Origin of the sequence: Subtercola sp. RTI3 (assembly GCF_035018625.1) — a bacterium.
Classification (GTDB): domain Bacteria; phylum Actinomycetota; class Actinomycetes; order Actinomycetales; family Microbacteriaceae; genus Subtercola; species Subtercola vilae.
In genome coordinates this window covers 85,200-96,384 of record NZ_JASJXO010000009.1, presented here as the reverse complement: position 1 = coordinate 96,384, position 11,185 = coordinate 85,200, and the positions used below count along the sequence as shown (strand labels likewise).

At 69.3% G+C, this 11,185-nt stretch carries 12 protein-coding genes; 4 read left to right on the top strand and 8 right to left on the bottom strand.

The window, feature by feature from the left end; translation table 11 throughout:
* The first annotated feature begins 61 nt into the window (after positions 1 to 61).
* Positions 62 to 694, top strand: coding sequence for a response regulator (locus QN358_RS05925; RefSeq protein WP_136641195.1), 633 nt, complete (start codon positions 62 to 64; stop codon positions 692 to 694).
* A 72-nt stretch (positions 695 to 766) separates the two neighbouring features.
* Here the strand turns inward: QN358_RS05925 and QN358_RS05920 are convergent, their stop codons facing one another.
* From QN358_RS05920 to QN358_RS05900, 5 genes are all read right to left on the bottom strand, one after another.
* Positions 767 to 2,005: a UDP-N-acetylmuramate dehydrogenase gene (locus tag QN358_RS05920; RefSeq protein ID WP_136641196.1), complete on the bottom strand. Its 1,239-nt coding sequence runs from the start codon at positions 2,003 to 2,005 to the stop codon at positions 767 to 769.
* Positions 2,006 to 2,023: 18 nt separating this feature from the next.
* Entirely contained in the window at positions 2,024 to 2,491 is a 468-nt protein-coding gene (locus QN358_RS05915) for a MaoC/PaaZ C-terminal domain-containing protein (protein WP_136641322.1), read from the bottom strand.
* A 5-nt stretch (positions 2,492 to 2,496) separates the two neighbouring features.
* Positions 2,497 to 2,940: an FAS1-like dehydratase domain-containing protein gene (locus QN358_RS05910; protein WP_136641197.1), complete on the bottom strand. Its 444-nt coding sequence runs from the start codon at positions 2,938 to 2,940 to the stop codon at positions 2,497 to 2,499.
* Positions 2,941 to 2,949: 9 nt separating this feature from the next.
* Positions 2,950 to 4,272, bottom strand: a complete 1,323-nt coding sequence (locus QN358_RS05905) for a hypothetical protein (protein WP_136641198.1) — start codon at positions 4,270 to 4,272, stop codon at positions 2,950 to 2,952.
* Positions 4,273 to 4,418: 146 nt separating this feature from the next.
* The gene (locus tag QN358_RS05900; protein ID WP_136641199.1) at positions 4,419 to 5,012 is read right to left on the bottom strand and encodes a hypothetical protein; all 594 of its coding nucleotides are present in this window, start codon (positions 5,010 to 5,012) and stop codon (positions 4,419 to 4,421) included.
* Between the two features lie 172 nt (positions 5,013 to 5,184).
* On the opposite strand from QN358_RS05900, the gene QN358_RS05895 reads away from it, so the two are divergent.
* From QN358_RS05895 to QN358_RS05885, 3 genes are read left to right on the top strand one after another with little or no spacing between them, the layout of a single operon-like run.
* Complete coding sequence (locus QN358_RS05895; RefSeq protein WP_136641200.1) at positions 5,185 to 5,883, top strand: response regulator transcription factor; 699 nt, start codon at positions 5,185 to 5,187, stop codon at positions 5,881 to 5,883.
* Entirely contained in the window at positions 5,880 to 7,355 is a 1,476-nt protein-coding gene (locus tag QN358_RS05890; RefSeq protein ID WP_136641201.1) for a sensor histidine kinase, read from the top strand. Before QN358_RS05895 ends, QN358_RS05890 begins: the two co-directional genes overlap by 4 nt.
* A gap of 36 nt (positions 7,356 to 7,391) precedes the next feature.
* Positions 7,392 to 8,111, top strand: a complete 720-nt coding sequence (locus QN358_RS05885) for a DUF4190 domain-containing protein (RefSeq protein ID WP_323511840.1) — start codon at positions 7,392 to 7,394, stop codon at positions 8,109 to 8,111.
* Between the two features lie 151 nt (positions 8,112 to 8,262).
* Here QN358_RS05885 and QN358_RS05880 read toward each other — a convergent pair whose 3' ends face one another.
* From QN358_RS05880 to QN358_RS05870, 3 genes are all read right to left on the bottom strand, one after another.
* On the bottom strand, positions 8,263 to 9,255 hold the full coding sequence (locus QN358_RS05880) for an Abi family protein (RefSeq protein ID WP_323511839.1): 993 nt from the start codon (positions 9,253 to 9,255) through the stop codon (positions 8,263 to 8,265).
* Between the two features lie 76 nt (positions 9,256 to 9,331).
* The gene (locus QN358_RS05875; RefSeq protein ID WP_323511838.1) at positions 9,332 to 10,501 is read right to left on the bottom strand and encodes a GDSL-type esterase/lipase family protein; all 1,170 of its coding nucleotides are present in this window, start codon (positions 10,499 to 10,501) and stop codon (positions 9,332 to 9,334) included.
* Positions 10,498 to 11,175, bottom strand: coding sequence for a TetR/AcrR family transcriptional regulator (locus QN358_RS05870; protein WP_323511837.1), 678 nt, complete (start codon positions 11,173 to 11,175; stop codon positions 10,498 to 10,500). The genes QN358_RS05875 and QN358_RS05870 overlap by 4 nt, the downstream gene beginning before the upstream one ends.
* Between the last annotated feature and the right edge of the window lie 10 nt (positions 11,176 to 11,185).

Sequence of the window (11,185 nt, the reverse complement as noted above, 5' to 3'; positions counted from 1 at the left end):
GCTCTGTGGGGGCGGAGGCCTCTGTGGGGGTTACTGCTCCGGCTGCCGCGGAGGTGCGGGCATGATTCGGGTGCTGGTGGCCGACGATCACCCGATCGTGCGCAGCGGAATCGTGGCGCTGCTGCGGTCGGCGGGCGACATAGACGTGGTGGGCGAAGCGGTCGACGGGCTCGAGGCGGTTCGGCTGGCGCTCGAACTGCGGCCCGACCTGGTGCTGATGGATCTGCGGATGCCGGGCCTGACCGGCGCCGAGGCGACCGCGCGCGTCCTCGCGGCGCAGGCCGACGCGGCGGGCATGCGCGTGCTGGTGCTCACGACATACGACACCGACGACCACATTCTGGCGGCCATTGAGGCGGGTGCGAGCGGGTACCTCGTGAAGGCGGCGCCACAGGAGGAGATTCTCGCGGGGGTGCGCGCAGTGGCCGCTGGCCAGACCGTGCTGGCGCCATCCATCGCGTCGATGCTCGTGAACCGCATGCGCGAAGAGAAGGTGGTACTGCCGAAACTCAGCAGCCGCGAGGCCGAGGTACTGCGGCTGGTCGCGGCCGGCAGCAGCAACCCTGAGATCGCGCGCACGCTGTTCATCGGCGAGGCCACCGTGAAGACACACCTGCAGCACGCCTTCGAGAAGCTGGGGGTCACCGACCGCACCCGTGCGGTCACTCGGGCCATGGAGCTGGGCCTCATCTGACCCGATCCGGGCCGCACCGGGCCGGGCCGGGCCGGAAGAGTGTGCCGGAAGAGTGGCGTCTGAAGAGGTGGGTCAGAGCACGTCGTCGACCGGGCCGAAGCCGATGAACACGGGCTCGGGCGAAAGGTTGACGCCGAACTCGGCCTGCACGCGCCACTGCACGAAGCGGGCGAGCTCGGAGATCTGCTCGGCGGTCGCTCCGCCGCGGTTGATGAGGGCGAGCGTGTGCTTGCTCGAGATGGCGGCCGACGACCCGGCCAGGGCGAATCCGCGGCGGATTCCCGCCTGCTCGATGAGCCATGCCGCGCTGAGCTTCACCTGGTATTCGATGTCGTCGGCCGCAGCAGCGAAAGGCCGTGCCGAGTCTGCGCCGTCGTGCGCACTGTCGCGCGGTGCGGGTTCGGGTGCGGCGGGTGCGGGTGCGGGTGCGGCGGGTACGACCGGCCAGCGGGGGGCGCTCAGCGGCAGGGTGCGCGCGAACGATTCGCTCACGATCGGGTTGGTGAAGAATGATCCGGCGCTGACCGAGTCGGGGTCTGCCGGGTCGAGCACCATGCCTTTGGATGCCCGCAAGCGCAGCACCGCGTCACGAACCTGCCCCACAGCCACTGCGTCGCCCACCTCGACGCCGAGCGCCTTCGCGAGCTGCGGGTACAGCACGGGTTGCCCGAGCGCGTCGGCACCGGCTCCCGCAACCGCCGTACCACCGGCACCCGCCGCAGAGCCGCCGCCATCGGGCGCAGCCAGGCGCAGCTCGACAGACACCACCACGCCCTCCCGCCCGCGCTTCAGCACCGAGGTGCGGTAGCCGAACCCGAGGTCGTGCGCCGACAAGCGCTGCAGCTCGCCGGTCTCGTAGTCGAGAAACTCCACGGCTGCGATGGCCGAGGCGACCTCCTGCCCGTACGCGCCGATGTTCTGTACGGGCGACGCTCCGGTCGAGCCCGGGATGCCCGACAGGGCTTCGATGCCGCTGAATCCGTTCTGTACGGTGAAGGCTACGAGCGAGTCCCACGGCTCACCGGCCTGCACCCGAACACGTACCGTGCCAGCCGGGTCACCGGGGGCTGCTTCGAGCACCTCGACTCCGCGCGTGGCAATGTGCACCACCGTTCCGGCGAACCCGTCGTCGCTGACGACGACATTCGAGCCACCGCCGAGGATCATCCATTCGCCGCCGCCCGACCACACCGAGAGGCAGGTGGCCACGAGGTCGGCGGGGTCGGTGACGAGCACCAGTTCGGTGGCGGGGCCGCCGACGTTCAGGGTCGTCAGCGGGGCGAGGGCGGCATCGAACCGGGTGTCGGGCATCGGAGTGGGTTCCGCGACCTACGCCGCGCCGGGGCCGGCGGCGGAGTCGGCGGAGGCGGGGTCGGCGGCCCGCGGCGCGTGCACGCGAACCTGCGCCTTGCCGAGAACCGTGGCGCCAGCCGCAGTGGCAACGATGTCGATGCGCGCGGTGCCGGCCTCGGCGTCGAGCTGCCCGACCTTCGCTGTGACCTGCACGAGGGCACCTGACATGGGGTCGACGAGCACGGGCCGCGTGAAGCGAACGCCGTAGTCGTCGATGAGGGCGGGGTCGCCGATCCACTCGATGATGGGCTGAACGGCCATGCCCATGGTGAGCATGCCGTGAGCCAGCACCCCGTCGAGCCCGACCGAGGTGGCGACGTCGTCGCGGTAGTGAATGGGGTTGAAGTCGCCGGATGCTCCGGCGTACCTCACGAGCGAATCGCGGCTGAGCGTGAATTCGTGTTCGCCCACCACGTCGCCGACGCTGAGCGCGCTGAAGTCGATGCCCACTACTCGGCCCTCACAACGAGCGTCGAGACGGCCGTGACGACGTGCTCGCCCGCGGTGTCTTCGATGCGGGACTCGGCGGTGACGAGGGCGTTTCCGGCCAGCACCTTGACGCTCGAGACGGTGAGCACGGCGGTCAGCTCATCGCCGGCCACGATGGGCCGGGTAGAGGTGAAGCGCTGGTCACTGTGTACGACGCGCGAGAAGTCGATTCCGGCATCCGGGGCCGACAACAGCTGCGCCAGGGTCAGCTCCTGCACTACGACACTGAATGTTGGCGGAGCCACGAGGTCGGCGTACCCGGCGGCACGCGCGGCCTCGACATCGAAGTTCAGCGGGCTGGTCGAGAAGACGGCCTTCGAGAATTCGCGGATCTTCTCGCGCCCCACCAGGTAACCCGGGGTTCTCTCGAAGACGCGACCTTGCAGTTCGGGGTTCACAGTCACCCGACAAGTCTATTCACTGGGGGTCGGGGTGGGTGTCGGGGTGACGGTCGGGGTGCCTGCGGTCGGAGTGGGTGTCGGCGTGGCTGACGACCGGATGCCCGCCGTGCTGCCGGTGCGGGCCAGAGTGGAGCTGACGCCGTAGGTTCCGTCGGGGTTCCAGAACACCACGTCTTGACTGGCAGAAGTGGGTTGCGGCTCGCTCGCTCGCGTCACGCGCAGGTTCGTGATGCGCAACTCGATGCCCATCGCGTTGAACTCGTCGCGGGTGACGCAGGTGGCGCTCTGCGTGCCGTCGGTGTACACCGCCAACAGGCACGGTTGTTCGAGCCGATTCTCGACGGCGTACACCGTGAGGTCGCTGTCGGCGACGCCGAGCAGGCGCAGCGACTCCGGCTTGTAATACGGATCGATGCCCGCGGGCGGAATCGACGGCGCCAGGGTGGGGTCTTCGAAGATGGTCAGACCGAGACTCGAACCGGCCCGGCCAGCGAAGTCGCCGGGGGTGGCCGAAGGGCTCGCGCCGATGCCGGAGCCCGCCGAGGTGGTGCTGCCCGAACCCGGAAACAGCGCGAACCCGGTGCCCGACGGGTTGAGCTGTTGAACGACGACGAGCGCGATTCCGGCCAGAAGGAGCACCGTCACGGCGGCGGCGGTGCTCATCCAGATGAGCGAGCGCCGACGCCAGCTCTCGGCGGTGCGGGTGGGTGTGGGGGTGCGGGCTTGGGTTGTGTTGCGGGTGGAGGTGCGGGTGGCGTTGCCGGTTGAGTCGCTGCCGGTTTCCGGATGCCCGGCGGCGGCCTCTGCGCCAAAGGGGGATTCGGGCGCTGGGGCGCCGGCGGGGTCGTTCGGGCCGAGGTCTGCGCTCGAACCGGCGGCACGGTGGGCGGCGCGGGATTCGGCTGCGGTGATGGCCGGGCGGGCATCCAGAATCGCTGCGTCGAGGGCGGCGGCATCGGCCCTCAGCTGCTCGTCGAGGGCCACCAGCGCGGCGAACGGCGCAGAAACGGAGGTGTGCTCACCCGAGACCGGGTCGATGACGTCGATGGCCAGAGCGGCCTCGCCTTCGGGGCGGCGGGAGAACGCGGCGGCCTCGAGCTGGGCGCGCACCGAGGCAGGGTCGGCGTGGCCAGCGGGAGTGGACTGCAACGGGTGCGCGCGCCACCAGAGCGCATCTATTGGGTCTTGGCGACCGGCATAGGCACCCGTCAGCGCCTCGGCGAGCGCGCCATAGCGGGCGACAGACGACCCCGCAGAGTCGGCGCGCTCAGCGTCGAGGAGCGCAAGCAATCGCAGGGCCTCGGCCCGATTCTCGGGCGGCGTCAGCTGTGACACGTCGACACTCCTCCGGCACGTGGTGCCTCACACTCATTGTGCCCCCGCCCCAGCCGCGCGCGCCCGGCACTGTGCCGGGGCGTGCGGGGCTTGACGGGGGCCTCAGAGTGTATTCGGCGCCGGGCGCCGATCGGAGGGGCCCGGAGTTACGAGCCGGTGCCCGAGCCCGAACTCGCCGCAGCGTGCGACGAGACGCGCGCCTCGACACGCGCGGCGAACGCCTTCACACGGTCGCCGTAGCCGCCGGCCAGCGCCTTGGTCTTGATGGCGGTCGCGTCAGTGGCCACGTCGGCGCCCTGGGCGTTCTTCAGCGCCGTGAGGTCGGCCTGCAGGTCGGCGGGCAGCTTGGCGAAGGCGGTCGGATGCCCGACCAGCGTCGTCGCGATCTTCTGCGCGCGCGTGGCGAAGTCGGTGCCCGAGCGCACATCGACCGAGATCTCGCGGCGCAACTCGCCGCGGGCGCGAACGCCGGTGGGCTTCGCCTTGGCTGCACCCGATGCCGAAGGGGTGGGCGTGGCGGTCGAGGTGGCGGCTGCGGTGAGCGAACCCTGGTCTGCGGCGAACGCGGAGGTGGCGCCGATCGAGCCGATGGCCACCACCCCGCCGATGGCGATCGCGCTGACGAGGGCGACGGTTCCGCGGCGGCGACGACGCGGGGTCGGCGAGCCGGGCGAGCCGCTCGGGGTCTCGGCGGCGTCACGCGGGGCGGCTGACGGCGGGGTGAGAGAGGAGTGAGTCATGGTGTTGCCTTTCGGGATGCGGAACAGCGTGCATCCAGAGTCGCAAGCCCACACCAGCAGACGGTACGGCGAATGTTCGAGCAGTGTTAAGAGATCGGCCCGAACGACGGCGAATGCAATGGATGCGGCCGATTCGCAGGGCGTTGCCGGGGCGAGCGCCTAGATTTCAGCTATGGCTGAGCAACTCGGGTTGGTGATGATCGTCGAAGACGACAAGGCGATCGCCGACGTCGAACGGCTCTACCTCACGCAGGCCGGGTTCGGCGTGCACACCGAGAGCAACGGCGAGCGAGCGCTGGAGGAGATCCGGCGGCGGCGGCCGGTCGCGGTAGTGCTCGACGTGGGGCTGCCGGGGCTCGACGGCATCAGCGTCTGCCGGCGGTTGCGGGAGGCGGGCGACTGGGTTCCGGTGATCTTCGTGACCGCGCGCGACGACGAGGTCGACCGGCTGCTCGGGCTCGAGCTGGGCGCCGACGACTACCTCACGAAGCCGTTCTCGCCGCGGGAGCTGGTGACGCGCATCCGGGGCATCCTGCGGCGCACGAACGGGGTTCTGGCCAGCACCGTGCGACGCGTGGGAACGATCGAACTCGACGAACGCGAGCGGTCGGTGCGGGCATCCGGGCGCCCGGTGGAGCTGACCGCGATGGAGTTCGACCTGCTCGCGTACCTGTCGGCGAGCGCGGGGCAGGTGTTCACGCGCGATCAGCTGCTGGCGGCAGTGTGGGGGCAGGCGAACTACAGCGGAGCGCGAACGGTCGACGTGCATGTGGCGCAGCTGCGGTCGAAACTCGGTGCCGACAGCCCGCTGCGCACCTGGCGCGGGGTGGGGTACTCAGTGGTGGGCGCGGCTGTGGGTGCGTCGACGTGAAGCGGTGGGCCGCGTCGCTCGCCGGGCGCATCACGCTCGTGACCACGGCGGTCGCGGTCGTCGCGGTGCTGGTGACGGGCGGAGTGGCGTTTCCGCTGATTCGCACGGCGGCGGTCGACCAGGCGCGCTCGGAGCTCGCGGAGCAGGCCGACGCGTTCAGCGCGACACCCCTCGCCTCGCTGACGCTCGAACAGCGCCAGCGGCGGCTCGACGGCACCTCTGAGGGCGAAGTCGTGGTGGTCAGCGCGTCGGGCGTGGTGAGCGGCGACACGGCCGGACTCGTGAGCGCGGCGGTCGTGGCGCGGCTCGTGGCGGGCGAGTCGGTTTCGCTGACGCTGGCGGCCGGTGCGCATCCGGGCACCCCGGAGCCTGTCGAGACGGGAGCGGCCAGCACGGCTGCCGCCACCGACCGGGCCGCTGGCCGCACCCTGCTCGAGGGCCGCCCCATCCGCGACGGCGGCGCCATCGTGCTCACGCGGTCGCTCGCGACGGTCGACGCGGCGTCGGGTGTCGCTCTGCTGCGCCTCGGCGTGGCGTTGGCCGCCGGCCTCGTGTTCGCCGTGCTGCTCGGGCTGTGGCTGGCCCGCCGCCTCTCCCGCCCGCTGGCCGAAGCGGCCATCACCGCTCGTCGCCTGGCTGCTGGCGAGCGCAACGTTCCGGCGCCTCCGGCCGCCGCCCGATCGGCGAGCGAGGTCGCCGAGGTCACTGCCGCCCTCGGCACCCTCGACACGGCACTCATGACCAGCGAGACCCGCCAGCGCGAGTTTCTGCTCTCGGTCTCGCACGACATCCGGAGCCCCCTCACCGCCCTCCGCGGGTACGCCGAAGCGTTGGCCGACGGCCTCGTCTCGCCCGCCGACCTGCCCACCGTCGGTGCGACCCTCGTCAGCGAGACCGAGCGTCTCAACCGCTTCGTGTCAGACCTGCTCGAGTTGGCGCGCCTCGAGGCCGACGACTTCGCACTGGATGCCCACCCCTTCGACCTCGTGGCCCTCACCCGCTCGGCAGAGCTCGCGTGGCGGGCCCGCTGCGAGTCAGACGGCATCGTGCTGGTGTTCGAAGCCTCAGGAAGGCCTGCGATGGGCTCGACAGCGGCAGCGGTAGCGGAGACACTCACGGCTGTGACCGACCCACAGCGGGTGCGCCAGATCATCGACGGGCTGGTCGAGAACGCGGTGCGGGTGACACCGGCGGGGGCATCCATTGTTCTCGCGGTCGGTCTCGAACGGGGCGTGCCCTTCGTCGAGGTGCGCGACGGCGGGCCTGGGCTCAGCGCCGACGACCTGGCGGTGGTGTTCGAGCGGGGAACGCTGCACGCGAAGTACCGCGACGACCGGCCCGTCGGTTCGGGGCTCGGGTTGTCGATCGCCGCGCGCCTCGCGGGCCGGCTCGGAGCCGAACTCACGGCCGGTTCGGCTCCCGAAGGCGGCGCGTCTTTTCGCCTGCTGCTGCCCCTGAGCGCCCTCTCATGAAAGAGTTGCCAAACGGAAACTAACTAGGAGTTCGTTGTGAGCATTGAAACCCCTCCCCCGGTTCCGCCCTACGAGGCGAACCAGTATGCGGCCCCTGCGCCGTCAAACGACAAATACAACGTGTTGGCGATCGTGTCGCTCGTCACCGCCTTCTTCGTCTCGCTGGCCGCTGTCATCACGGGCCACATTGCGCTCAGCCAGATCAAGAAGACCGGCGAGAAAGGGCGCGGGCTCGCCCTCGCCGGCCTGATTCTCGGCTATCTCGGCATTCTCGGCGGCATCATCGCCACGATCATCATCATCGTTGCCTTCGCCACCATCGGTACCACCGCCAAGAACGCAATCGACCAGGGCAACGCGTTCGCGTCGTCGCTGCCGACCGACCTCTCGTCGCCCACCTCCTCCGGCCCCGCCGACGCGTCGGGTCAGTCAACCACCGAGGCGTGCACCATCCTGGAGTCGTCGTTGAGCAGCTCGACCTCCGGTCTCACGCAGGGTCTCAACGACATCGCCTCCAATCCGACACAGGCCGTCACGAGCCTGCAGGCCGTTGCTGACGCGTTCGACGCCGGGGTCTCGCAGATCAGCAACCCGCGCATCCTCGCGGTCGCCACCACCGCCGACACCGATCTGAAGGCCATGATCGCCGCGGTCACCCAGTACATCAACGACCCCTCTGGCGGATCGGGCGCGGTCGTCTCGGCTGCCACCACCGTTCAGAGCGACTTCACCGCGATCGGCACCGCCTGCAGTTGATGCGCGAGCACGCTGCGCTGCGTCCTCGCTCCCCTGCCTGTACGCGCCGGCACGTGAGACCGACGCGAAGAGCAAAGACTCTCGCGCCGGTCTCACAAACGGCGGCCGGTGTTCGCTCGTTCTCGGGCCCCACAGGTGACACAAGGCCGGGTCACTCTCGCCAAAGGTCGAGTGCAGTCCACAGTGCGGGAATGCCAATGGAGCGCAACGAGACAGGGCCTGACGATGGGAATTCACGCATCAGTTCGACCATGCGTTCATTCCACCCGGAGTCGGGCTCAATGGTTCGCAGCAGAAATGCAATCACTGCAAGAACGTTGTAAAGGCCGAACACCTCTTTTGAGCTGACAGCAGCGCGCAGATGATCGAGGAGTGGCACCTGGCCCACCGCGGGGCGTGCGGGTGCGCTGACGAGTTTGCGATTGAACAGTCGTGCGTGATGGGCAGACACATTGCGCACGTAATTGATGCTTGAGATCCAGCTGCTCATCATCTTCTTGGTGGGCGCGCCATACGCGGCCGAGATCTCCGAGGCAATCGAGTTGCTGAGCCCGCTGTACAGACGACCGAGCTGACCCAACTCCAGAATCTCGGTCAGCGCCCAGATCGGCATCCGGTCGTCATACTTCTCACGAAAGTGCGTGACGAATGCCTCATCCGAGCTGGCTTGGCGCTCTCGTACTCGAGCCATCCACTCTTCGTGTTTGCTCGGCAGCGACTCGCCGCTCGTCGCGTCGAGACGCTCTTGCGTGAACGCTCCAACGAAGTTTGCTGAGTCAAGATGACCGAACGCCGACACTCTTCCGAGCACGTACCCGAGCTGCATTCGGAATGAGATTTCAACTCTCTCGATGCCGTCGAGCACCAGCATCCGGAGCCGACGGTCGAAATCGATGAGTTGGGATGCGTATTCGATCGAGGTGCCGGGGCGGTAACTGCTCAGAATCCGGACTCGCTCGCGCCCGGCGGAGTCACGATATGCCCGCGATTCACGAAAGGGATAAAGATAGCCGGTGAGCCGGTAGTAGCCGACTGCGCTCAGTAATGACAGACAACTGGTGCCGTCGCCGAAGCTCACTCCCCGCAGACCGAGTTTGGCGGCCTGGTCTTCTACTGACAACCACGTCTTGGTGTACTCGACCATGAGTCTCCGGCTTAAAGAAAATCAGCCCGAGCCGTGAGGCGAGCGGGCTGATCGTGATGTGAACAAGCTATCACAGTCAATCTGATTCAGCGGGGCCGAAAGCCGAGAAGGGGCCCGCCGCACCGAACGCGTACGAGGCGAAACGTTCGCCGATGAGGCGGTGAGTAACGGTGTCGGGGTGCAGGTTGTCGGGCAGCGGATGCCCGGCGGTGTCGGCCTCGCCATAGAGGGTTGTACCGTCGAGGTAGTGCAGGCGGGCATCCTGAGCCCGGCGCTCGACAAGTGAACGCAGCTCGCGGCGGATCACGCTGAGCGTGAGGCGGCCGAGCGTTTCGTCGCCGGGGGTTCCGGTGGCCATGAACGCGGCCTGACCGGTGGCCATACTGGCGGGGTCGATGGCTCCGGGGCCCGGGGTGTGCTCGTGAATGCCGCAGAAGATGGGCGAGATGAGCACCAGCGGCGTGGTCGGGTGGGCGTCGCGGATCGTGTCGAGAAAGCCGTGCACCGCCGGCACGAACGCCCGCACGCGCATCGCGTCGAAGTTGACCACGTTGATTCCGAGCTTCACGCTGATGACGTCGGCCGGCGCATCGCGGATGACCCGGGCCATGAAGGGGTCGACCAGGGCGCTGCCGCTCACTCCGAGGTTTCGAAGCTCCACCCCGCCGAGGCGCGCGGCAACGGCCGGCCAGGTCTCGCTGGGGCCTGCCGCGTTCGAGCCGTGGCTGATCGAGCTGCCGTGATGCACCCAGAGCGCCGGATGCCCGGGCTGAGCCACCACCGGAGCATCAGTGCCGAGCCTCACCAACTCGATCGACTCGTTGTGCGGAAGCCACAGGTCGACCAGCTTCTCCCCCTCACCGAGGCCCTCGAGCATCGTCGTGTGCGGCGCTCCCGGCAGCACCGTCGTGGCGCCGGTCGAGAGATCGAGCTCGATGGTGTCTCCGCCGTCGAGCACATCGGCGAGCGCCAGAACGCCGTCGACGAACACGTCGATGCGCCCGCGCGGGCGGACAACACCGCGGTACGCCAGCCTGGTCGGGTGAGAGACCAGCTCAACCCTGCTCGCCCGTGTGCTGAACGCCACGCGCACGCCAGAGGGCTGGCTCTCAACCGCAAGCAGCTGGCCGTCGGGAAACTGCTGCCGAACCCACTCGGGCAGCCGGTGCGGCCTGACGCCGCGGGCGGTCGTCTCGAGTTCGGCGGCGCCGCGCACGAGGTCGAGGGTGAGCGGTGTGGTGATCATGGGGTGCTCTCCTGGTGGGGTGCGGTGGGGGCCGGATGCTCGGCGGTGGTCGAAGGGTCGGCCGCCGTCACCGTCTCGGCGGCCGTCACCGTCTCGGCAGCCGTCTCGCCTCGGGGCCACGAGCGAAGCGCCTGATCGAGTACGTCGATTGCGCGCAGCCACGACACCTCGGCCTCCGGGCTGCGATGGGCGAACGCGCCCACACGTTCGAGGGCGATGAAGCCGTTGAGGGTGGCTCCGACGAGGCGGGTCGCGTGCACCAGTTCGTCGGCGGGCACCGCGTAGCCGCGCAGTACGGCCCAGATCAGCTGCACGAGCCGTGCGGCAGGCTCGGAGTGCACCGTGTTCAGGGCGGCGGGGCGCTGAAGGGCATCCCACCGGCCCGGATGCTCGCGCGCGAACCCCCGATGCGCCTCGACCAGGCCGACGAGCGCGTCTCGGCTCGATCGGCCGGCGATGGATGCGGCGATACGGTCGGCGAGGTCGGCCAGCGCCAACTGGTGCACGCCCTCGAGCACCGCGGCACGGTCTCGCACGTGCGAGTAGAGGCTGGCCGGCTGCACGCCCAGCTGCCGGGCGAGCGCCGAGACGGTCACCGCGTCGTATCCGCTCGCGTCGGCGAGGTCGGCCGCCGCCGCCACGACCACGGAGGGGCTCAAGTTCATGCGTGCCATGCTCCCAACC

Coding starts and splice junctions, on each gene's coding strand:
- QN358_RS05925 (WP_136641195.1), top strand. CDS start 62: ATGATTCGGGTGCTGGTGGCCGACGATCACCCGATCGTGCGCAGCGGA.
- QN358_RS05920 (WP_136641196.1), bottom strand. CDS start 2,005: ATGCCCGACACCCGGTTCGATGCCGCCCTCGCCCCGCTGACGACCCTG.
- QN358_RS05900 (WP_136641199.1), bottom strand. CDS start 5,012: ATGACTCACTCCTCTCTCACCCCGCCGTCAGCCGCCCCGCGTGACGCC.
- QN358_RS05895 (WP_136641200.1), top strand. CDS start 5,185: ATGGCTGAGCAACTCGGGTTGGTGATGATCGTCGAAGACGACAAGGCG.
- QN358_RS05880 (WP_323511839.1), bottom strand. CDS start 9,255: ATGGTCGAGTACACCAAGACGTGGTTGTCAGTAGAAGACCAGGCCGCC.
- QN358_RS05875 (WP_323511838.1), bottom strand. CDS start 10,501: ATGATCACCACACCGCTCACCCTCGACCTCGTGCGCGGCGCCGCCGAA.
- QN358_RS05870 (WP_323511837.1), bottom strand. CDS start 11,175: ATGGCACGCATGAACTTGAGCCCCTCCGTGGTCGTGGCGGCGGCGGCC.